Annotated in this window: 18 protein-coding genes and 1 pseudogene; 7 read left to right on the forward strand and 12 right to left on the reverse strand. The window is 71.4% G+C overall.

Annotated elements, in window-relative coordinates:
• Positions 1-1,197 precede the first annotated feature (1,197 nt).
• On the reverse strand, positions 1,198-2,226 hold the full coding sequence (locus AC5L36_RS31840; RefSeq protein WP_441222470.1) for a 6-phosphofructokinase: 1,029 nt from the start codon (positions 2,224-2,226) through the stop codon (positions 1,198-1,200).
• A 121-nt stretch (positions 2,227-2,347) separates the two neighbouring features.
• Entirely contained in the window at positions 2,348-2,839 is a 492-nt protein-coding gene (locus AC5L36_RS31845) for a polyadenylate-specific 3'-exoribonuclease AS (RefSeq protein WP_441222471.1), read from the reverse strand.
• 344 nt (positions 2,840-3,183) lie between these two features.
• Here AC5L36_RS31845 and AC5L36_RS31850 point away from each other — a divergent pair, with 344 nt between their 5' ends.
• Positions 3,184-3,876 carry a Crp/Fnr family transcriptional regulator gene (locus tag AC5L36_RS31850; protein WP_441222472.1) on the forward strand — a complete coding sequence of 231 codons (693 nt, stop codon included), beginning with the start codon at positions 3,184-3,186 and terminating at the stop codon, positions 3,874-3,876.
• A 102-nt stretch (positions 3,877-3,978) separates the two neighbouring features.
• Positions 3,979-7,395 carry an ATP-binding protein gene (locus AC5L36_RS31855; RefSeq protein WP_441222640.1) on the forward strand — a complete coding sequence of 1,139 codons (3,417 nt, stop codon included), beginning with the start codon at positions 3,979-3,981 and terminating at the stop codon, positions 7,393-7,395.
• A 583-nt stretch (positions 7,396-7,978) separates the two neighbouring features.
• On the opposite strand, the gene AC5L36_RS31860 is transcribed toward AC5L36_RS31855, so the two are convergent.
• Entirely contained in the window at positions 7,979-8,716 is a 738-nt protein-coding gene (locus AC5L36_RS31860; RefSeq protein WP_441222473.1) for a lysophospholipid acyltransferase family protein, read from the reverse strand.
• 192 nt (positions 8,717-8,908) lie between these two features.
• On the opposite strand from AC5L36_RS31860, the gene AC5L36_RS31865 reads away from it, so the two are divergent.
• Both AC5L36_RS31865 and AC5L36_RS31870 read left to right on the forward strand, forming a co-directional pair.
• Positions 8,909-9,682, forward strand: coding sequence for a DUF308 domain-containing protein (locus tag AC5L36_RS31865; protein WP_441222474.1), 774 nt, complete (start codon positions 8,909-8,911; stop codon positions 9,680-9,682).
• A gap of 160 nt (positions 9,683-9,842) precedes the next feature.
• Positions 9,843-11,258 carry an alpha,alpha-trehalose-phosphate synthase (UDP-forming) gene (locus AC5L36_RS31870; RefSeq protein WP_441222475.1) on the forward strand — a complete coding sequence of 472 codons (1,416 nt, stop codon included), beginning with the start codon at positions 9,843-9,845 and terminating at the stop codon, positions 11,256-11,258.
• Between the two features lie 200 nt (positions 11,259-11,458).
• On the opposite strand, the gene AC5L36_RS31875 is transcribed toward AC5L36_RS31870, so the two are convergent.
• From AC5L36_RS31875 to AC5L36_RS31905, 7 genes and pseudogenes are all read right to left on the reverse strand, one after another.
• Positions 11,459-12,256 carry an alpha/beta hydrolase gene (locus AC5L36_RS31875; protein WP_441222476.1) on the reverse strand — a complete coding sequence of 266 codons (798 nt, stop codon included), beginning with the start codon at positions 12,254-12,256 and terminating at the stop codon, positions 11,459-11,461.
• Entirely contained in the window at positions 12,253-13,647 is a 1,395-nt protein-coding gene (locus tag AC5L36_RS31880; RefSeq protein WP_441222477.1) for a flavin-containing monooxygenase, read from the reverse strand. Before AC5L36_RS31880 ends, AC5L36_RS31875 begins: the two co-directional genes overlap by 4 nt.
• A 96-nt stretch (positions 13,648-13,743) precedes the next feature.
• Entirely contained in the window at positions 13,744-14,373 is a 630-nt protein-coding gene (locus AC5L36_RS31885) for a hypothetical protein (protein WP_441222478.1), read from the reverse strand.
• Between the two features lie 82 nt (positions 14,374-14,455).
• Positions 14,456-15,124 (reverse strand): endonuclease/exonuclease/phosphatase family protein, encoded by a 669-nt coding sequence (locus AC5L36_RS31890; protein WP_441222479.1) that lies wholly within the window; start codon positions 15,122-15,124, stop codon positions 14,456-14,458.
• Between the two features lie 74 nt (positions 15,125-15,198).
• The gene (locus AC5L36_RS31895; RefSeq protein WP_441222480.1) at positions 15,199-16,146 is read right to left on the reverse strand and encodes an ROK family glucokinase; all 948 of its coding nucleotides are present in this window, start codon (positions 16,144-16,146) and stop codon (positions 15,199-15,201) included.
• 28 nt (positions 16,147-16,174) lie between these two features.
• Positions 16,175-16,537, reverse strand: a pseudogene (locus tag AC5L36_RS31900) (hypothetical protein); the annotation flags it as partial.
• Positions 16,534-16,983 (reverse strand): SRPBCC family protein, encoded by a 450-nt coding sequence (locus tag AC5L36_RS31905; RefSeq protein WP_441222481.1) that lies wholly within the window; start codon positions 16,981-16,983, stop codon positions 16,534-16,536. The pseudogene AC5L36_RS31900 and the gene AC5L36_RS31905, both read right to left, overlap by 4 nt.
• A gap of 77 nt (positions 16,984-17,060) precedes the next feature.
• Here AC5L36_RS31905 and AC5L36_RS31910 point away from each other — a divergent pair, with 77 nt between their 5' ends.
• The 3 genes from AC5L36_RS31910 to AC5L36_RS31920 all read left to right on the forward strand — a co-directional run bounded on the left by AC5L36_RS31910 (position 17,061) and on the right by AC5L36_RS31920 (position 21,268).
• Positions 17,061-18,857 carry an AMP-dependent synthetase/ligase gene (locus AC5L36_RS31910; RefSeq protein ID WP_441222482.1) on the forward strand — a complete coding sequence of 599 codons (1,797 nt, stop codon included), beginning with the start codon at positions 17,061-17,063 and terminating at the stop codon, positions 18,855-18,857.
• Between the two features lie 73 nt (positions 18,858-18,930).
• On the forward strand, positions 18,931-20,586 hold the full coding sequence (locus AC5L36_RS31915; RefSeq protein ID WP_441222641.1) for a sensor histidine kinase: 1,656 nt from the start codon (positions 18,931-18,933) through the stop codon (positions 20,584-20,586).
• 7 nt (positions 20,587-20,593) lie between these two features.
• Positions 20,594-21,268, forward strand: a complete 675-nt coding sequence (locus AC5L36_RS31920; RefSeq protein WP_441222483.1) for a response regulator transcription factor — start codon at positions 20,594-20,596, stop codon at positions 21,266-21,268.
• Here the strand turns inward: AC5L36_RS31920 and AC5L36_RS31925 are convergent.
• Both AC5L36_RS31925 and AC5L36_RS31930 read right to left on the reverse strand, forming a co-directional pair.
• A complete protein-coding gene (locus AC5L36_RS31925; protein WP_441222484.1) occupies positions 21,265-21,699 on the reverse strand; it encodes a DUF4395 domain-containing protein in 435 nt (144 codons plus the stop codon). The two genes, AC5L36_RS31920 and AC5L36_RS31925, sit on opposite strands and share 4 nt — an antisense overlap.
• A 110-nt stretch (positions 21,700-21,809) precedes the next feature.
• Positions 21,810-22,244 carry a thioredoxin family protein gene (locus tag AC5L36_RS31930; protein ID WP_441222485.1) on the reverse strand — a complete coding sequence of 145 codons (435 nt, stop codon included), beginning with the start codon at positions 22,242-22,244 and terminating at the stop codon, positions 21,810-21,812.
• Positions 22,245-22,389: the final 145 nt, after the last annotated feature.

Genomic DNA, 22,389 nt, shown 5'->3' on the forward strand with positions numbered 1-22,389 from the left:
AAGACCCGAAGTCAGTCCGTCGTAGGGTCAGACCCCCGACGGGAGGTGCTCACAAACATCATCTCTGTCCGTCGTGGTCGCTCTCCGTTGCTCCCGCGGCCTCACTCGTCCGCTGTTGGTTGCGCTTTGCCTCCGGCGGGAGCGCTCCGGACCAACGGATATGGGGTCGGCGCGGCCCCGCTGCGACGGTGGCGGCGATCTTGGGAGTTTGGGCGCCTCGCCTTTCGCGAGTTCGAGCCGGTTGTTCCTTGCTCTGCGGTTTCGGCTTCGCTTGTGGTTGCGGTTACTGCGCCTCCGGCGGGGCCTCGGGCTCCGGCCGGGCCGTCCCCGGCTTGTTCACTCTTCTTGGTGGGTGGTTGCGGTGGGAGCCGTGCCGTATGCCGTCGTCCAGGCAAAGCCGAGCAGACCAGCGCCGGGACCGCCAGCCTTCCGTCTGATCCTCACCCCGCGCGTGTCGTGGCGGCCCCGGCGCTGGTCCGCTCCCCGTGCGGGTGGACGACGGCATACGGCACGGCTCGGGCTACGCCAGCTAGCTGCGGCAAGGGGCGGGGCCGGCCGTGTGGGGTAATGACCGTTTTCAGCCGACTACTTGCAGGCGGATCTTTCCCGGGTCCGTGTCAGCGGTGGACCGTATGCTCCCGCGGGCAAGGGTCCGCTCCGGCCATCGGGCTATCGGTTACACGGGGTCACCGGCCGGGATCGGGTGCTTTGAGATCTAGGACGGTTAGGGTTGATATGACGCCCTACTCTCCAAGATCTCGAATCTTGTGCCGCTCACACCGTCACGGCGGTTACTCGCGGCGACAAAGCCCCGGCTGGCCCCGGCGCGGGGCCTCTGAGCTGGGGAGACACCGGAAAGCTCTGCGCCGCACGCGGTCTCAAACTCCGAACGTCGAGGGGCGGCCATAACAACCGTGAGGCGCCTAGATCGCGAAGTCGCCACCACACCCCGCTCACGCTGCGTCGACAGACGTCGGGGTGGGGCTCGGCGCAGCCGCTGGGGTTGGGGGGACCAGCGGCGGATGGGTTGGGCCGCGGGAAATGCACCCCAAGAAAACGCTCCGCTGCGCTCCACGTTTCCCCGGGGGCCCCGCGCAGCGGTCTGGACCACGACGGACGTCGCGGTAGCTCAAATCGTGGCTTTGAACGGTCCAGGGCGTATCCGCACGATCGCGGACACGCCCTGGACCCTGAGGCTCAGCTGCCGAAGAAGACTTCCGCTTCGGTGTAGCGCTCGATCGGGACCGTCTTGAGCTCGCCGGTGCCGTCCTTGAGCGGCACGCGGACGATGTCGGTGCCGCGCAAGGCCATCATCTTGCCGAAGTCGCCCTCGTGCACCGCGTCGATCGCCTGGAGGCCGAAGCGGGTGGAGAGCACGCGGTCGAAGGCGGTCGGGGTGCCGCCGCGCTGGATGTGGCCCAGCACGACCGTGCGGGCCTCCTTGCCGGTCTTCGCCTCGAGCTGCTCGGCCAGCCACTGGCCGATGCCGCCCAGCCGCACGTGCCCGAACGAGTCGAGCTCCTGGTTGTGCAGCACCATCTGGCCGTCGAGCGGCTGGGCGCCCTCGGCGACGACCACGATCGGCGCGTACTGGTGCTGGAAGCGCTTCTCGACGTACTGGGCGACCTGGTCGACGTCGAACTGGCGCTCGGGCAGCAGGATCACGTTGGCGCCACCGGCGATGCCGGCGTGCAGGGCGATCCAGCCGGCGTGGCGGCCCATCACCTCGACGACCAGCGTGCGGTGGTGGCTCTCCGCCGTGGTGTGCAGGCGGTCGATCGCCTCCATCGCGATGTTGACCGCGGTGTCGAAGCCGAACGTGTAGTCGGTCGCGTTGAGGTCGTTGTCGATGGTCTTGGGCACGCCGACGACCCTGACGCCCAGCTCGTCGAGGCGGGTGGCGACGCCGAGCGTGTCCTCACCGCCGATGGCGACGAGCGCGTCGACGCCGAGGGAGGCGAGGTTTTCCTTGATCTTCTCCACGCCACCGTCGATCTTGAACGGGTTGGTGCGGGAGGAGCCGAGAATGGTGCCGCCGCGCGGCAGGATGCCTCGCACCTCCGCGATACCCAGCGGCTTGGTCACGCCCTCCAGGGGACCCCGCCAGCCGTCCCGGAAGCCCACGAACTCGTGCCCGTAGGTGGCGACGCCCTTACGCACCACCGCTCGGATCACCGCGTTGAGACCTGGGCAGTCACCGCCGCCGGTGAGCACGCCGATACGCATGATGTCCTCAGTCCTCCTGGGGAAAATGTGAAAGAAATGGCCCGTCGGCGTCGTTGCCGGCCCGGGGCGGAGCCGTCAAACGCGCACTGTAGTCGCCCTGTCTGAACTCAAGATGGCCGGGCTAACCCATCGCCCGCCAGCGCGCCAAGTTGTGGCGGGCGTCCACCAACGCGTCGTGGCGGTCCGCTTCGGCCTCCGGCAGCGGCGGCCGGCCACGGTCGTCCCAGCGCTGCCGGAGATCCTTCGTAAACCGGGGTATCTCCCGCGGCAGCGCCGGCATCGGACCCCAGAGCTGCGCGAGGGCCACGTGGTCGTAGGCCGCGTACCAGGCCCACAGCTCCATCCGCTCGTGCTGGCGCCCCTTGATCGGCTCCAGCAGAAACGCGTAGAGGTCGTCGCGGATGCGCTCGCGCGAGCGCCAGGCGGGGTCGCCCGGCGAGGGGAGTCGGTCGAGCACGTTGCGGCGCACCCAAGGCACCGCCTTGGAGTCGTCGAACTCGGTCGAGATCGCGTAGAACTCGCGGCCGTACTCGTCGACGACACCGATCGAGACGAGGTCGACCACCTGGCCGTCCTCGATGAACTCGCAGTCGTAGAAATAGCGGTACACCATCGGGGGTCATCATGCCCTGTGCCCCGATCGGGTGTTAATGCGAGCCGGCCGGGTTAAAGCAGGCCCCCTCGCTTTAACCCGACCGACTCCTCATCCCCGCCGCCTGACCCGCCGCGGCCCCCGTAAGTTCCCCCACCTGCGACGGATCTGTGCTCTAGCCTGCACGTATCCTGAGACTCTGACTGTCACCGATGTGATCGCGGGACTGTACAGCACGCGACACGCGCGACAGCATCTGGTGTTGACAGGTCCGCCACTGGCGGTGATTGTTGTGTGTTCGACCTGTTTCTGCCGCGATGGTGGGCGAAACGGGAATGTGGTCCTTACCGGGGAGGGGTTGGACCGTGGAAGGTCGCCTGCCAGATCCTGGCGACGCACTGACAGGCGTCGAGATGTTCGCGGGTCTCGAGCCCGAGGCAAGACAGCGGGTCATCAACGCGGCGGTGCCGCGTACCTACCGCAAGGGTCAGCTTCTCTTCGTCGAGAGCGACCCCGGTGACTCGCTGATCATCCTCAAACGCGGCGCCGTCGCCGTCTTCCGCACCTCGCCCACCGGCGAGCGCGCCGTCCTCTCCGTGGTCCGTCCGCCCGACGTCATCGGCGAAGTGTCCCTTCTGGACGCATCCACCCGGTCGGCCTCGGCGGAGGCGATCGAAGACTGCACCGCACTCGCCCTGTCCCGCCAGGCGTTCATGGAGCTGGTGCACAACAATCCGCGCATCCTCGACGCCGTCATGCGTTCGCTCGGCGCACTGATCCGCCGCCTCACCGAGCAAAACGCCGACCACGTCTTCCTCGACCTGCCCGGCCGGGTCGCCAAGACCCTCGTCCGGCTGGCCGGCGAGAGCCAGGCCCCGATGATCACCATCGAGCTCAACCAGAGCCAGCTCGCCGAGATGGCCGGCGGCTCCCGCCAGAGCGTCAACCAGGCCATCGGATCGTTCGCCAGCCGCGGCTGGCTGCGCACCGAAGGACGCCGGATCGTGGTCACCGACGTGGCGGCCCTGCGCCGCCGAGCGGGCATGGCGGATCGGTAGGCCGGGTGATTCGGCCGACTGCCACCTTCCGGCGTCGGCTGGGCGCGGCGATACTCGGTCTGGTAAGGGCTCGACCACGCCCCTACCTTTCTGGAGGACGGCATCACCGCCCCATGCCCTCGGTGCGCCCGGCCAGCCGCCGCCGCTGACCGCTTCTGCGCAGGGTGCGGCGCCGAGCTCAGTCCGGCGTGCCCGCGCTGCGCGCGGCCGGTCGCGGCCGGTGCGGCGTACTGCACCGGGTGCGGGGCGGCCATCGGGCCGGTGCAGGCCACCGCGCCGCAGGAGGACCGGCGGCGGATCAGCGTGCTGTTCGTCGACCTGATCGACTTCACGCCCTATGTGGAGAGCAGCGACCCCGAGCTCGTCCGCGGCATGCAGACCGGCTTCTTCTCGGCCACCCGCCGCGTCGTGGGGCAGTACGGCGGGGTCGTCGAGAAGTACATCGGCGACGCGGTCATGGCCATCTTCGGCGCGCCGGTGGCCACCGAGAGCGACGCGCTGCGGTGCGTGCGGGCCGGGCTGGAGCTCCAGCGGGTGCTGGCCGGGTTCGCCGGCGACCTGCGCTTCCGGGTCGGCGTCGCGACCGGTGAGGCGCTCGTCGACGTGGCCGCCGCCCGTGACGGCGGGCAGGCGATCGTGGCCGGCGACGTGGTCAACACCGCCTCCCGCATGCAGGCCGTCGCACCGCCCGGCGGGGTGCTGGTGTGCGGCACCACCTACGCGCTGACCCGCGCCCGGATCCGGTACGCCGCCCGGCCCGCGGTGACGCTGCGCGGCCGCTCGGCGCCGACCGAGGTGTGGCTGGCGGAGGCACCACTGCGCGCGGCGCGCGCCGACCGGGCGCCCGATGCCACCCCGATGATCGGCCGCGAGCACGAGCTGCGGCTGCTCGACAACGCCCTCCACCGCGCGCTGCGCGACCGCGCGCCGCAGCTGGTCACCCTCTTCGGTCACGCGGGCATCGGAAAATCCCGCCTGGTACGCGAGCTGCACGCGGCCACTCCCCCGGTCGGCGCGGTGACCTGGCACGTGGGGCACTGCCCACCGTTCGGCGACGACGTGGCGTTCGCGGCGCTGGCCGACATCGTCAAGGCGGAGACCGGCATCCTCGACACCGACACCGCGCCCGCCGCCGCCCAGCGCCTCTCGCGCGCCGTCGCCGACCTTGTGCCGGCGGCCGAGGCGGGGCGGCTCGTCGACGCGCTGCGCCCGCTCGTGGGGCTCGACAGCAGCCGCATGCCGGCCGAGGAGGCCGAGTCGGCGTGGCGGCGGTTTCTCGTCGCGCTCGCCGCCCGCCGCCCCACCGTGCTCGTCTTCGAAGACCTTCACTGGGCCGGCGAGACGATGCTCCGCTTCCTGGAGCTGCTCGCCGCCTCGGCCCGCGACGTGTCGCTGATGGTGCTCTGCACCGCCCGGCCCGAGCTGCTCGACCGGGCACCCGGATGGGCCGGCACAAGCTCACTCGCGATCATGCTCCCGCCGCTGCCCGGCGCCGGGATCGCCGCCCTGTACACGCACCTGTTCGGCCGCGGGCCGGTCTCCGCCGACATGCTCGGCCCGCTCGTCGAGGTCGCCGACGGCAACCCGCTCTACGCCCACGAGTACGTCCGCATGCTGATCGAGCAGGGCGCGCTGCGGCAGTCCGGGCGCGGGTGGTCGCTCGACGCCGAACGCGAGCTGCCCATGCCCGACAGCGTCCACGGCGTGATCGCCAACCGCATCGACCTGCTCGACAGCGACGACCGTCAGGTCCTGCTGGCCGCTTCGGTGGTGGGCACGTCGTTCTGGCCCGGTGCGGTCGCCGCCGCGCTCAGCCGCCCGGCCGAGTGGGTGGAGCGCTGCCTGCGCCGGCTGGAGCAGCGCGACTTCGTGCACGAGCGGACCGTGTCCGCGATCGCCGGCCAGGCCGAGTACCGCTTTCGCCACGTGCTCGTCCGCGACGTCTGCTACCGCCGCATCCCCCGCACCGAGCGGGTCGCCCGCCACGAGCGCACCGCCGACTGGCTCGACGCGCTCTCCCGTACCCGGGACACGGATCTCGCCGAGGTCCTGGCCCACCACCGGTGGGCGGCGCACGACGTCGCCGGGCGGCTGGGCGTACGCGCCGAACGCTACGCCGCGGCCGCCCGCGAGGCCCTGCACCGCGCGGCCCGGCGCGCCTACGCACTGCACGCGCTCGACGCGGCGGCCGCGCACGCCGAGCGGGCCCTGGCGCTGCCCGGCATCCCCGGGCTCGAGCTGGAGCTGCTGGCCGCCGAGATCGCCTTCCACCGGGGCGGCTCGCTCGACGTCCCGTCGCTGACCTCGCTCGCCGAGCGCCTCTTCGCCGGCGGCGACCACGCCGGCGCGGCCCGCGCCTGGACGCTGCTCGGCCAGGCGGCCTGGGTACGCGCCGACCGGCCGGCCGCGCTCGCCAGCCTCGACCGGGCCGTCGAGCTTTTCGACGCCCTGCCGGACAGCGCGCAGAAGGCCGACGCGTACGCCGAGCTGGGCCGCCTCCACATGCTCAACTACGAGCGAGAGCCGGCGGTGCAGGCGGCGACCGCGGCGGCCGAGATGGCGTCACGCCTCGGCGCGGTGGAGGTCGCCGCCAACGCGCGCATCACCATCGCCGCCGCCCGCTACCAGGCCGGCGAACGGGCCGGGCTCGACGAGCTGCACGAGGTCACCGCATTCTGCCGCGAACGCCGGCTGCTCGCCCTCCCCCGCGCCGTGCAAAACCTCGCCTGGGCGGTACGCGAGGAGGGCGACTGGGTCGGTTCGGACACGCTGCTCGGCGGCGGCACCGACCCGGGCGTGCTCGCGACGGGCTACTCGGGCGAAGCGATGCGGGCGTACTTCGCCGGCGACTTCCCCGCGCTGCTGGCGGCGGCGGACGCGTTCCTGCACACGCCCACCGGCCAGTGGGACATGCAGGTACGCGGCGTCCGCTCCGTGCTCCGCATCCTCCGGAGCGAGCCACACACCGACGACGTCGACGAGGCACTCGACACGGCCCGGGGCAGCGGCTTCCATCGGCCGTACTGGACCGCGCTCGGCCTCGGCGCTCTCTGCCGTGCCCTGGGCGGCCGCCGGCGCGAGGCCGCCGCACTGCTCGACGAGCTGGTGGCCGCGTGGCGCCCGGTGCCCGCTTTGGCCAGCGGCGAATGGGTGGCCGCCGCCGCGAACGCGGCCGCTCTCACCGGCCCCGACGCGGCGGCCCTACTGCGCGAGGCGCTCGCCGATGTCCCGCACCGCACCCCATGGGTGGAGGCCGCGCTGCACACGATCTCACCGGGTGGCGCGGCGGGCCTCCTGGCGGCGGCCGAGATCTACGCCGGCATCCCGGACGCCACCGACCGGGTGCTGGCGCTGGCGCTCGGTGCGGGCGAGCTGCGCCGGTCGGGTGACCACACGGCCGCGGACGCCGCGCTGCAAGAGGTGCGCGCCTTCGCCCACCGCAACCAGGCGCCGGGCCTGGTGCGCCTGGCCCACGGCGCCACCCCCGACACCAACTACACCCCGATCCTCGCCTCCTGAGGGACGCGCTCGCCCGGATTTTTGGGCTACCGCGATGCCCGTCGTGGTCCATGCCGTTGCTCCCGCGGCCTCACCCTGGTTTCTTGGTCGCGGTTACCCCTTTCAAGCCTCCGGACCATCGGGATGGCTGTGACACCGAAACCACGCCCCAATCGGGCTAACGATCATGCGAGGAGCAGCTGCGAACCGCACGATGGGTTAAGGGCACCCCCTCCTGATGGGGAAGGCTGGAGAGGTGTGACCGTGACCTGCCCGACCGGCCTCACCAGCCACCGTCTGTGACGCAGCGTCAGCAGGCTCAGGCAAGAAACTTCGAGATCCAGGACAGTTAGGGTTGATATGGCACCTTAACTCTCCAAGATCTCGAATCTTGGGCCGCGCGCACGGCGACGGCGGTTACTCAGGGCGACGAAGCCCTGTTTTCGATCTCGCCGCGCCTGTTCGGTAACAGGCATAGTGGACAAACACCACCGCACCGCGGGAGCAGCGGACCAGACCATTGTCGACTTTCGGTGAGTGGCATTGGATCCGGACCACGACGGCCATAGCGGTGGCTCAAAATCGCTGTGCTCAGCGATCTCGGTCAGGCGGCCACCGGGGCGGGCGGGGGCTCGGCGCCGGTGTCGGTGGGGGGCGTGGCGGCCTTGGCCTGCTGGGTCTTGATCTTCTGGGCGTAGATGTCGACGTACTCGCGGCCGGACAGCTCCATCAGCTCGTACATGATCTCGTCGGTGATCGCGCGCTCGACGAAGCGGTCGCCGGCCATGCCCGCGTACCGGCTGAAGTCGAGCGGGCGGCCGAAGCGGATCTGCACGCGCTGGATCTTGGGGATGATCTTGCCGGGGGGCTGGATCTCGTCGGCGTTGAGCATCACCACCGGGATGACCGGGGCGCCGCTCTCCAGCGCCAGCCGCGCCACGCCGGTCTTGCCGCGGTAGAGCCGGCCGTCGGGCGAGCGGGTGCCCTCCGGGTAGATGCCGGCCAGCTTGCCCTCGCGCAGCACGCGCAGCTGGGTGTCGAGCGCGGCCTGGGCGGCGCGCCCGCCGGAGCGGTCGACCGGGATGGTGCCGGTGCCGACGAAGAACATCTTCACGAGCCAGCCCTTGATCCCCTTGCCGGTGAAATACTCGGCTTTGGCGACAAAGGTGACTTTCCGCTTGACCATCAGCGGCATGAAGATCGAGTCGGAGAACGACAGGTGGTTACTAGCGATGATGGCCGGCCCGGTGCTGGGCACGTTGTCGCGACCCTCCACCCGCGGCCGCCAGATCAACCTGAGCCATGGCCCCAGCAGGATGTACTTGAGCAACCAGTACAGCACAGGCGTCCTTCCCGCAGAGCTCCGCGCACGGAGCCGTCGGGATGAGCCTACGAAGCGGGTACGCCGCGCCACAACGCACTCCCCGAACCAGTCCTCGCCGTGTCACGATTCAGTGCACGGCCCGCACACCCGCGTGCGGGTCGTCGAGCCGAGCCGACCGGGCGCCACGAGCGCCAGCGAGGAGTGTGTGCGGTGTCAGCGGGTGGTGCCCGGCGGGGGCGGCGGGACAATGGGCTCGACGCGACCGAGTACGCCGTGGCCGGCGATGTCGACCCCCGGGTCGGCGAGCACCTCCTCGACGTGCTGGCCGCGGGAGGCATCGCGGCCTACCTCCAGCCCTCCGCCGATCTCAACCCCGTGACCCGCACGACCACCATCCCGCCGCGACCCACCGACCGCCTCTACGTCGACCGCGCCCACCTCGAGGTCGCCCGCGACCACTTGGCCAAGCTGGCCGAGCCGCCGCAGCCCGAGCCGCGCGAGATCGACGTCGACGTCGACGCGGAGTGGCAGCGGATCGTGGCCGGCTTCCACGACGAGGCGGCCGAGCCGACGCCGCCGTGGCCCCCCGCCGAAGAGGCGCGCCGGGGCGACCCCGACAAGCCGCTCACCGACGCCACCCGGGTCAGCGGGGTGACACTCGGCCGCCGCCACGAGGAGCCGTCCCTTCTGGACGGTCTCGACACGTTCGGCGCCGACCTGCCCGACGACGAAGACGACGAGGAGGGATACACCCCGCCTCCGCCGCCGCCCTTCCCCCGCATCTCGAAGTTCGCGGTCCTCGGCGTTCTCGCGATCATTGGCGGGTTCGCGCTCTTCCTCTTCCCCGAGCTGCTCCCGACCGACCGCGGCATCACGACGCTGATCGGGTTCACCGCGATCCTCGCCGGCTTCGTCACGCTGATCTGGCGCCTGCGCTCCGGCGACGAGGAAGACGACGACCCCGACGACGGAGCGGTCGTCTGACGCGTCGAGCACGATAAATTCGTCTGCCGGCGTATCCGCTACGTAACGCTTGTGTAACTTCGCGTCAGTAGGAATACTCCTAACACGCCAATTCCCCCGACCAAGGCGCACGGTTTTCGATGCCCTCTTCCGATCACCGTCCGCCGAAACGAGGTGCCGAATGCGGCAGACTTCCCTCGTGGTGGTGGCCAACCGCCTGCCCGTCGACGACACGGTCGCGCCCGATGGCGCCTGTGAGTGGCGACGTAGCCCAGGCGGCCTGGTCAGCGCCCTACACCCGATCCTCCACCACACACCCGCGACATGGATCGGCTGGGCCGGTGGCACCGGCGAGGCACCCAGCCTGCCCGACGTCGACGGGGTGCGCATGCACACGGTGGCCCTCACCGCCGAGGACGTGCGCGACCACTACGAAGGCTTCGCCAACGCCACCCTCTGGCCGCTATACCACGACGCGGTCGAGCAGCCCGTCTACCACCGCCGCTGGTGGGAGTCGTACCAGCGGGTCAACCAGCGCTTCGCCGAGGCGGCCGCGGAGGTCGCCGAGCCCGGCGCGGTCGTCTGGGTGCAGGATTACCACCTCCAGCTGGTGCCCGGCATGCTCCGCGAGCTCCGCCCCGACCTGCTGATCGGCTTCTTCCTGCACGTGCCGTTTCCGCCGCCGGAGCTGTTCATGCAGCTCCCCCGCCGGGCCGAGCTGCTGCTCGGCATGCTCGGCGCCGACCTGGTCGGCTTCCAGCGGGCCCAGGCCGCGCACAACTTCGCCCAGCTCTGCGCCAAGGTGCTCAACGTGCCGGCCACCGACCGCCGTATCGCGGTCGAAGACCGGGTGGTGCGCATCGGCGCGTTCCCGGTCTCGATCGACATGGCGGAGATGGAGCAGCTGGCCGCCCGCCCCGACGTTGTCGCGCGGGCGAAGCAGTTCCGCGCCGACCTCGGCGAGCCGCAGCACATGATCCTCAGCGTCGACCGCATGGACTACACCAAGGGCATCGAGCACCGGCTCAAGGCATACAGCGAGCTGATCGCCGACGGCCACATCAAGGTCCGCGACACGGTGATGGTGCAGGTCGTCGTGCCCAGCCGCGAACGGGTCGAGCGATACCAGGTGCTCCGCGACCGGGTCGAGCACAAGGTCGGCCGCATCAACGGCGAGTTCGGGCGCGTCGGCGAGCCGGCGATCCACTACCTCAACCAGCCGTTCGACCGGGCCGAGCTGGCCGCGCTCTACCGGGCCGCCGACATCATGGTCGTCACCCCGCTCCGCGACGGCATGAACCTCGTGGCCAAGGAGTACGTCGCCGCCCGCGTCGACAACACCGGCGCGCTGGTGCTGAGCGAGTTCGCCGGGGCGGCGGCCGAGCTGACGCAGGCGTATCTGGTCAACCCGCACGACCTCGACGGCCTGAAGCTGACGCTCATGCACGCGAAGGAGGCCGCGGCCAGCGACGTGAGCGCCCGGATGGGCGCGATGCGTGAACACCTGCGCGGCCACGACATCCAGGCGTGGGCCCGCACCTACCTGACGGCGTTGGACCACACCGGCTCGCTCGTGGCCCGCCTAGGAGCTTCTTGACCTTTATCTGGGCTACCGCGATGTCCGTCGTGGTCGCCGTCCGTCGCTCCCGCGGCCTCACCCATCTGCCGTTGGTCGCGGTCACCCCTTTCAAGCCTCCGGACCATCCGAAGAGGAAGTGAGCGTGACCAAGCGCGCAGGGTGAGGCCGCGGGAGCAGCGGTCTGGACCACGACGGACGTCGCGGTAGCTCAAATCCTTTTAGGAACCGCCCTTTTCCAGCCAGTCGAGGATGGCGTCGATCGGCTCGCGCCAGCGGGCGTCGAGCATCAGGTCGTGGCCCATGCCGGGGAACAGCAGGGGTGCGCCGCCGTAGCGCCGGGCCGCGCGGGTCAGTGCCGACGCGGGCACCACGCGGTCGTCGGGGCTGCCCACCACCAGCACAGGCGGGTCGCCGACCGGGGGCTCGGGTGCGCGGTGGAGCAGCAGCTGCCACTGCGCGCGGGCGGAGGCGCGGCCGAGCCGGTCGGTGTATCCGCGGGCCACCGTGTCTGGCACCTCGCGGCTGAAGAGCTGGCGGCGGCTCAGCCGGAGCCGGCCCCCGAAGATCGCCGGAAGCGTGCCCGCGGGGTTTCTTCGCAGCGCCGCGCCGAACGTCGCCCAACCGCCCAGCACCGGCGCCGCGAGCACCGCGGCCCGCGCCGGGTAGCGCGCCAGCGCGCGCTGCACCACCAGGGCGCCGGCACCCTGCCCCACCAGCACCGCCTGCCGTGGCAGGGCCGCCGCGGCCTGGACGACGTCATGCGTGTACGCCCGGAGGGTGGCCCTCGGTGTGTCGCCGCTGCCGCCGTGGCCCCGCGGGCTGACCGCGTGTGCGGGGAAGCCGCGGCCGGCGGCGTGCTCGAGCCAGAACTCGGCGAACGCCCACGCGCCGTGGCCGAAGCCCGGCACGAACAGGACCGGCGGCTTGCCCTCGTCGAGCTCCGGGGTGGCGCTGAGCACCTCTCGCCGCACGGGCGCGATCGGCTTGGCCCAGTCTTCGAAGCGGATGAGCCTCATGCGCGCGCTCCCGCCAGGCTGTCGATCATCTTCTGGAGCGCCCGCAGGTAGTCGACGTGGCTCACCTCGAACCAGTGGCGCGGCGTGTCCCGCACCTTCGCGCGGGTCCAGCGGCGGTCGGGCTGCTTGGCCACCGCGCCGGCCCAGAACTCGCCGGCCCGCTGGGGCGCGGCCTCGCGCAGGCGCAGCCAGCGCGCGATCGCCACGGTCTGCCAGTGAACGAGCGGCAGGATGCCCGAGTCGGACTCCAGCAGCCCGGCGACCGCCAGCGTGGGGTGGCGCCGCGAGAACGCGTGCAGGTGCAGCCGCGGCCGCCCCTCCGCCGTGGCGGCCAGTGCCTCCGGGGCCAGGAACTCGAAGCGCGGCCGGTATCCGGTCGCCGCGACCACCAGGTCGGGCTCCACCTCGGTGCCGTCGGCCAGCTCGACGCTGTACTGCCGGAAGCGGGCGATGTCGGGCACCGGCACGATGCCGCCGTGGCCCACCTGGTAGATCAGCTGACTATTGACGATCGGGTGGGTCTCGAAGACCTTGTGGTCGGGCCGCCGCATGCCGAAGCGCCGCGGGTCGCCCACCGTCAGCCGGAGCGTGCGCTGGAGCAGCCACTGCCGCAGGCGCAGCGGGAGGCGCAGCCGCAGCACCGCGTCGTGAAACTGGTCGGCGGGGCGGCCGAGGACGTACTTCGGCGCGTACCAGTAGCCGCGACGCGTCGAGTGCCAGCAGCGGGACGCCTGCTGCGCCGCCTCGACCGCGATGTCGCATCCCGTATTGCCACCGCCGATCACCAGCACCCGCTTGCCGCGCAGCTCGGCCGGATCCTTGTACGCCGACGAGTGGATGACCCGGCCCTTGAAGTCGTCGAGCCCCTCGTAGGCCGGGAGGCTGGGCGACCAGTTGTGACCGTTGGCGACGACGACGGCGGCGTAGCGGTGGGTGCGCTCCGCGCCGTAGCCACCGGTGCTGCGCGTGGTCACATCCCACCGCATGCCGTCGGCCGGCTCCACCTTGACCACCTCGGTGCCGAACCAGATGTGCGGGCGCAGGTCGAAGTGGTCCGCGTAGCGCTCCAGGTAGGACAGCACCTGGCTGTGGTGCGGGTAGTCGGGCCAGTCGTCCGGCATCGGAAAGTCGGGGTACTGCGTGAAGGGTTTGGACGAGATCAGATGGGCGCTGCCGTAGACCGGACTGCGGTCGTGGCGCCAATTCCACCCCCCGCCGACACCGGTCTCGCGCTCGTAGCAGTCGACGCCGAACCCGTGCTCTCTCAGGTTTTTGACGGCGACGAGCCCGCTCGGCCCGGCGCCCACGACGCAGACTGTCTCGCCCCGGTCGTAAACCGGGCGTCCGTCACGCCAAAGGGTCGCGCTGTCATGATCGGTGGAGGTGGTCACCGAGTGTCTCCTAAAATCGCGGCTGCGAAATCCTCTCGACTGGCCGCACCCTTTGTCCACCCCCGGGAGGAGTGTTTCAGCGTTTATGCCACGCTCTTATCCCTCACTGGTGTTTCCGCCGCCACGCGCCGGGGCGGGACGGAGGAGGTTGCGCAGGAGGATGACGGTCACGGCCATCAGGGCGATGTACAGCGGGACGCCCGCGCCCAGCTGCTGCGCCATCGCGGCCAACGGCGGGTAGTCGGCGGCCGGTGGCAGCGGGGACGACGGGTCGCCCAATGCCTGGGTGACCCGGTCGGCGACCCAGGTGCCGCGGCCGACGATCATGTCGTGTGCGATCGGGCCGGGCGTGGTCACCAGGGCGAAGGCCGTGCCGGCCACGGTCGCGTACAGCCAGGGGATCACGTGTCTGGACGCCGGTGCCACCGCTCGGGCGACCCACACCGCGAACGGCATGATGAGCGCCAGCGCGGGCGTGAGCGCCACGAAGGCGAACGACGAGTCGAGCAGCCAGTGCACCACCCAGCTGATCGCGGGCCCGCCTTCGTCGAGGTAGATCGCGTGAAACCAGAACATGGCCAGGCCGCCGACGTAACACATCGTCAGCGCGGTCACCAGCAGCGCTAGTCGGGATGCGGGGTCGCGGTAGAAGTCGGCGTAGGCACGGACGGATGGCGGCGGGGCCGCGTGGGCCGGGCTGAGGACGGCGCGGAACGAGGGGGACACGACGACACTCCATAGATGGATGTATATATCTCTATGGTTAGTGTCCGCCGGAATGCCGTGAAAACAGCTCCCCCCAAGGGATTCACGTGAACGAGAGGTGAGCCACCACGGGGAAGTGGTCGCTGGCGCGGAGCGCCTCGGGGGTGTCGACGACGTCGTATCCGAGCACCGTCACGCGCGGATCCACGAAGAGAGCGTCGATGCGCTCGCGCGGGTTGGCACAGGAGAACGTGGGCCGCTGGAGGTCGCCCGCCGCATCCGTCATCCCCTCCGCCAGGATCCGCCATGCCTCACCAGAAGTCGACTCGTTCAAATCAACGCCGAGGATCACCGGCAGGTCTACTTTGGACATCTCGGCCCGGACCGCGGAGGCCTGCGCCGGACGCTCGTCCGCATACTTGGACAGGTGTGAGCCGGCGATCACAAATCGCGCCGGACCCACCGAGCACTCCGCGAACGCCGCGCCCCGCATGTGCCGCCCCGCCGTGTGCGGCAGGCGGATGGACCACGCGTCGTGCACGCGCACCCGGAGGCTCGTCAGCACGAGGTTGCCCAGCGACGGCAGCCCGCCCGAGGCGACGAGCATGCCGAACGACCGGGCCAGCGCCGCGCCCTTGCTACGCCAGCGGAACCGGCGCGGTCCCTCCTGGACGATCAGCACGTCCGGCGCGATGTCCTTGACCACCGCGGCGAGCGCGTCCTGGTCGTCCTTCTGGCTGTGCACGTTGTACGTCAGCACCCGCAGATCCACAGCGTCTCCTGGTCGCTCGCTCACCACCGTCGTGGGCGAGGCCCGTCCGCGCCCGCTCACTCACGGACCGAAACCTAACGCCGGCGGGCGAGGTCTCCCGCACCGACCACGCCGGCCGTGTTGCCCATCTCGGCGGCCCTCAGCTCGGCCACCGCCGCCCTGTTGCGCTGCGCCAGGGAGTCCACATAGGACCGACGGGTGGGGCCGAGCAGGAGGTCGCCCGCCTCCACGACACCGCCACCCACCACGAGCATCTGCGGGTCCAGGATCTGCACCATGTCGGCGAGCGCGATGCCCAGCCAGTGGCCGATCTGCGCGAACGCCTGCCGCGACACCGGATCTCCGTCCATCGCCGCCGCGGTGACCATCGGGCCGGCGATCGCCTCCGCGTCGCCCTCGGCGAGCTCCAGGAGGGCGGCGGCGTTGCCCGGATCCTGGCGGGCGCCGGCGCGGGCGAAGCGGACCAGCGCGTTGCCGCTCGCGTACTGCTCCAGGCAGCCGTGGCGGCCGCACCCGCACAGGTGGCCCTCGGGCACCGAGAGCACGTGGCCCAGCTCGGCCGCGATGCCGTGGGTGCCGCGGACCAGGTCACCGCCGAGCACGAGCGCGCCGCCCACGCCGGTGCCGATCGTGAACATGACCATCGAGTCTTCGGCCTGCCGGGCCGCGCCGAAGCGGAACTCGGCCCAGGCGGCGGCGTTGGCGTCGTTTTCGACGATGACCGGTAGCCCGGTGGCGGCCGTGACGTACTCGCGGAGCGGCTCGTCGCGCCACGCGATGTTGGGGGCGAAGAGCACGTTGGAGCGGGTGGCGTCGATCCAGCCGGCGGCGCCGATGCCGACCGCCTCGATCTCGCGCCCCGCCGCCAGCTCGGTGACCGCCTCGATGATCACGTCGCGGGTCTTGGCCACGTCTTCCGCGGGCGTGTCGCGACGCGTGTGCGCCAGCACGGCACCGGCCGGATCGACGACTCCGGCGGCCACCTTCGTGCCGCCGACGTCAACACCGATGGTCAGCGTCACGCCGATGTCCCCTCTGAAATCCTTACTCCGACGCTGGATCATGACTGGCCCGCGTGGCGGCCCGCCAGACATCCTCCCCATCGTCTCGCGTACCGGAATCCGGCGTGGCGGCTTCGTCACGCTCGGCAGGCGTGGACAGGGACCGCAGCAGGCTCGCCACCCCCGCCGCGAAGTCACCCGCCCCGGTCGCCACCCGCTCCGCGAACTGGGGGTTGGGGTCGCGCATCGCGGCGATCACCCGGCACAGCGGGCACACGCAACACTCGGCGGAGCCGGTCGAGACCGGGCCGGCGGGCGCGCCGAAGAGGGACCCGGACGAGACCGTGGCCAGCACGGTGGCCACCAGGCGCTCGGCCTCCTCGCGGGCGGAGATGGGATCGGTCGGGTTCATGAGGAGGCTCCCTCGGCCCGGCGCTTGAGCTGCTTCAGCGCGGTATCCATGATCATTTTCTCGGCCTTGCGGCGGAACATTCCCAGCATGCCCACCGACAGCTCCACCTCCAAGGTGTAGGTGACGGTGGTCGTGCCGTCGCCGTTGTCGGCGATGTCGTACGACCCGTTCTGGGTCTTCTGCATCTTGGACGGCTCGACGAGATGCCACTCGATCCGGGAGATGTCCTCGGCGTACTCGTATGCGAGTGTGTACTCGTCCGCGATCACACCGGCGTCGAGGGTGAAGCGCACCTGGCTCGCGTAGCCGTCCTCGTACTCCTCGAGGACCTCGACCTTCTTCATCGCGTCGGTCCACTCGGGGTAGCGGGCGAAGTCGCAGATGACCTCCGCGACCCGCTCGGGGGGCGCGGCGACGACGATCGACTGGGTGGAGGAGTCCGCCATGCCCGGGAGGTTACCCCGTGCGAGCGGAGAGGCCCTGTTCCCGGGTAGGTTGCGGATAGTTTTCCGTGAGGAGTGCCGTGCGCGAGTTCGCCGTACCGCCGGTGGTGACCATCGGCGACACCGCCAACCTGACCGACCCCGTGTGGGACAACGCCGAGACCGCCCCGGACACGGTGCAGTTCTCCCGGCACACGTCCGGCGGGTGGGTCGACGTCACCTGCGCCCAGTTCCGGGACGAAGTGGTGGCCTTGGCCCGGGGCCTCGTCGCGGCGGGCGTCGAGCCGGGCGACCGGGTGGCCCTGATGAGCAAGACCCGATACGAGTGGACGCTCATCGACTACGCGATCTGGTCCGCCGGCGGCGTGACGGTGCCGATCTACGAGACCTCCAGCGCCGAGCAGGTGGCCTGGATCCTCTCCGACTCGGGCGCCACCGCGTGCTTCGTGGAGACCAACGCCCACGCCCTGGCCGTGGCGGGCGTGCGCGAGGAGGTGCCCGCGCTCGACAAGGTGTGGCAGATCGAGACCGGCGACCTGGAGGCGCTGACCGAGCGGGGCGCGGCCGTCGACCCCGCCGAGGTCGACCGGCGCCGCGCCGCGGTCAGCGCTGCCGACGTGGCCACCATCATCTACACCAGTGGCACCACCGGTCGCCCCAAGGGCTGCGTGCTCACCCACCGCAATATCTACTCCGACATCGAAAACGCCATCCCGGGGCTGCACCACCTCTTCCGCCCGGAGGCCTCGACACTGCTCTTCCTGCCGCTGGCACACTCGTTCGCCCGGCTGATCCAGGTCGGCGTGGTCACCGCGCGCGCCCGGATGGGGCACACCGCGGACGTGAAAAACCTGGCGGCCGACCTCCAGTCGTTCCGGCCGACGTTTGTGCTCTCGGTGCCGCGCGTCTTCGAGAAGGTCTACAACACCGCCAAGCAGCGGGCACACGGCGACGGCAAGGGCAAGATCTTCGACCGGGCCGAGGCGGTCGCGATCGCGTACAGCGAGGCCAAGGACAAGCCCGGCGGGCCAGGACTCGGCCTCAAGCTCCAGCACGCGCTCTTCGACCGCCTCGTGTACGGCAAGCTCCGCGCGGCCCTCGGCGGCCAGTGCGCCGACGCGATCTCCGGAGGAGCGCCGCTGGGCGCGAGGCTCGCGCACTTCTTCCGCGGCGTCGGGGTGACGGTCTACGAGGGGTACGGGCTGACCGAGACCTCACCCGCCGTCGCCGTCAACCTCGAGAAGGCGATCCGCATCGGCACGGTCGGCCGCCCGCTGCCCGGTGTGACCATCCGCATCGCCGACGACGGCGAGATCCTCATCAAGGGCGACATCGTCTTCGAGCGGTACTGGAACAACGAGGACGCCACGGCCGAGGTGCTCGACGCCGACGGCTGGTTCCACAGCGGCGACCTGGGCGAGCTCGACGGCGACGGCTACCTCGCGATCACCGGCCGCAAGAAGGAGATCATCGTGACCGCCGGCGGCAAGAACGTCGCCCCGGCGCTGCTCGAAGACCGGCTGCGGGCGCACCCGCTGGTCAGCCAGACGGTGGTGGTCGGCGACCGGCAGCCGTTCATCGCCGCGCTCGTCACGATCGACGAGGAGGCCTGGCCGAAGTGGCTCGCCACGGCGGGCTACCCGGAGACCGACACGGTCGCCGACCACCGCGAGGACGAAAAGCTGCGCGCCGAGATCCAGGCGGCGGTCGACGAGGCCAACAAGGCGGTCTCGCACGCCGAGGCGATCAAGGTGTTCCGCATCCTCCCGCGCGACTTCGCAGAAGCCACCGGTGAGCTCACCCCGTCGCTGAAGGTCAAGCGGGGTGTGGTGCACAAGACGTACGCCGACGAGATCGCCGCGATCTACGGAGGCTGAGTTGCTCCCGTCCCCCACCGCGGCCCGGCCGCGCACGCGCCCGCACGGGCAGCCGAAGCCACATCCGCTGGCGGTGGCGGCCCGGCTCGTCGTGCTCGCGCTCGTCGCGGTGCTTACGCTGATCACCACGCACGAGGTACCGCAGCTGCGGTGGATCGGGCTGCTGGCCGTCGCGGCGATTCCGGGCGTGCTCGCCCCCCGCCATGTGGTACTCGGGCCGCTCGGCCGCTTCGCCGAGGTGATCATCGTGGGGCTGGCCGCCGGCAAGGTGGCCGCCGAGGCGCAAAACCAGGGGATGCTCGGCTCCGGGCTGGGCGCCGAGGCGATGCTGCCGTACCTTGCGGTCCCGCTGACCGTCGCCACCCTCTACCGCCGCACCCGCGAGGCCCTCGCACTGCTCGGTGTGGCGGCGGCGACGCTGGCCTTCGGCGGCGTGGTCACCGAGGCCAACGGCGAGCGCCTGATCACCGACGCCGGCTACCTGCTGGCCTCCGCGCAGTGGCTCATCCTCGCCGCGGTGGGCATCACCGCCGCCGGCACGCTCCAGCGGGTGCTCCAGGCGCGCGGGGAGAGCCGGCCGCCGCAGCCGTACGCCGAGGCGACCCGCCTGCTCACCCAGCTGCGCAGCGTCGCCCGCCAGCTGCCCGGCGCCACGCTCGACCCGGGCGGCATCGCCGAGCACCTGCTCGACGAGCTGCGCACGATCACCCGCGCCGACCGGGCGGCCGTGCTGACCGCGAGCGGGGGCGGGCGCCTGGTGGTGCTCGCACAGACCGGTGTCGACCGGGTCGACTGGGAGACGACGCTCGACGCGGACTCGGCGATCGCCGACGCGTGGGCGAGCCAGCAGCCGCAGACCGCTCACCGGTCGCAGGCGCGGTCGCACCGCAAAGGCGACGTTTCGGCCCTCGTGGTGCCCCTTGTGGCTGGCGTCCGCACTGTCGGATTAGTGACTCTCGAGGCAGATATCACCAGCGCGTACCCCTCTTCGGTCGTAGATAGGGTGACCGCCGTGACGGGCCCCGCGGCGCTCCGCCTGGAGGCCGCGCTGCTCTTCGACGAGGTCCGTTCGCTCGCCACCAACGAGGAGCGGCAGCGCCTCGCGCGGGAGATCCACGACGGCGTGGCGCAGGAGTTGGTGATGGTCGGCTACGGCATCGACAACGCCCTCGCGCTCCTCCCGGAAGACGCCAAGGAGAGCGGCGAAGAGCTCCGCTCGCTGCGTGGCGAGGTCACCCGCGTCATCACTGAGCTGCGGCTCAGCCTCTTCGAGCTGCGCAGCGAGGTCGACCGGCAGGGCGGTCTGGCGGCCGCGATCTCCGAGTACGCGCGGCAGGTCGGCGCCTCCGCGGGGCTGCGCGTGCACTACACCCTGGACGAGTCGACCGCCCGGCTGCCGGCCGCCACCGAGGCCGAGTTGCTCCGCATCGCCCAGGAGGCGATCACCAACGCGCGCAAGCACGCGGGCGCGTCCAACCTCTGGGTCACCTGTGCCGTCGATCCCCCGTACGCCCAAATTGAAGTGTCGGATGACGGTCAGGGCATCGCTGACCAGCGGCCGGACGGGAGGTACGGTCTTGCGATCATGGCTGAGAGGGCGGAACGTATCCGTGGCCGGCTAGAGATCAGGCCACGCCACCCGAGCGGCACAACTGTCGCTGTCGTACTGGGAAGCTCGCCCCGGCGCGATAGCGTGCGCGATAGCGTAAATGCACCAGAAGGGGAGTAAGCCCAGCATGACCACCAGCCCCACACCACCGCCGACAACGCGTACGAAGGTTCTCCTCGTCGACGACCACGACCTGATCCGCAAGGGTCTTCGGCACGCCTTCGAGCGCGACCGCCAGTTCGAGGTCGTCGGTGAGGCGGCCACGGCCGCCGAGGGGGTCCGCCAGGCCGGCGCGCTTCAGCCCGATGTCGTGATCATGGATCTGCGCCTCCCCGACGGCAGCGGGTTGGAGGCCACCCGCGCGCTGCGCAAGTCGAGCAACACGATGGGCATCGTGGTGCTGACCATGTACGCCGGCGACGACCAGCTCTTCGGGGCGCTGGAGGCGGGCGCGAGTGCGTTCGTGCCGAAGACCGCCCCGGCCGACGAGGTCGTGGCGGCCGCCCGGCACGCGGCCTCCTCCCCCAGCGCGTTCACCGCGGCCGACCTGGCCGAGGCGATGAAGCGCCGGCTCGCCCCGTCCGGCCCGCAGCTGTCGCCCCGCGAGGGCCAGGTGCTCCGCCTGCTGGCCGACGGCATGAGCGTGGCCGGCATCGCCAAGCAGCTGTTCGTCAGCGAGTCGACGGCGAAGACCCACATCTCCAAGCTGTACGAGAAGCTCGGCGCGGCCAACCGCGCCCAGGCCCTCATGACGGCGCTGCGGCTCGGCCTTCTCGAAGCGCCCGACGCACCGAAGTTCTAGGGCGCGGGGACCCGGGCGGCCAGCGGCCGCCCGGTCAGGCGCCGGATCGCGAGGAAGACCTCGCACCCCAGGCACAGGCCGAAGACCGCGTTCAGGAAGGCCGCGACAAGCGCGAACCCGGCCATCACCAGGCCCAGCGCGGCCACGCCGGAGAGGTAGCCCACGGCCGCCACCGCCATGAACGCGAGGCCGACCACCTGGGCGAAGCGCACCGGTGCGGCCGGCTCCAGCTCGGCCGGGCGGCCCAGCCGGGGCGCGACAAGCGCGCGGTAGACCAGCCCGTACGGGCCGCGGCGGGGGTCGATGGCGGTGACGGCGAAGACCGCCGCCTGGACGAGGGCGAGCCATCCTGAGCCGGTGATCAGGACGGCGACGATGACGGCGGCGGTCAGCGCCGCGGCGAAGCGCGGCCCGCGCGGGTCGAGCAGCATGGAGAGCCTCCGGGAGAACGACGGGACGGACTAGGAAGTCGGTCCCGTACAGAGGCTCGCCGCGAGCCGCCCGTGGTCGACGGCGCGGCGGCGGGTGAGCAGCGGGCGCGTCATGCCGCCGGCTCCAGCAGCGGGGCGACGGCCGCGATGACCTGGCCCTTGGCGGGCACGCCGGAGGCCCGCTGGACCACCTGGCCACTCCGGTCGACGATCAGCACCGTCGGGGTGCGCCAGATGCCGAGCTCCCGGACCGCGTCCAGGTGGCTCTCGGCGTCGACCTCCACGTGCCGTACCCCATCGAGGGTCTTGGCCACGTCGGCGCAGATCCGCCGGACGGCGCGGCATGGCGCGCAGAAGGCGGACGAGAACTGGAGCAGCGTGGCCGGCGCCCCGGGCTCGACGCCCAGGGTGGTGAGGACCGCCGGCGGAGCCGCGGACGCCGCCCGGAGGCGACCATCGCGGCGGCGGCGCCACAGCCCGAACGCGGTCGCGGCGGCCAGCGCCACCACGGCCACGACGAGCCCGGTCCATGCCGTACGGTCCACGTCCACCACCGTGACACGTCACCGGCCGGAATGACCATGACGTCCCGCCGGCTGGGCGAACCTCACACCGGCCCGTTCGGGCGTAGTCTGCCCGTACGGGGCGGGGTATGGCGGGCGGTCTGGAAGGTAGGACACTCTCCGGGCA

Source organism: Phytohabitans sp. LZ39, from assembly GCF_059359075.1.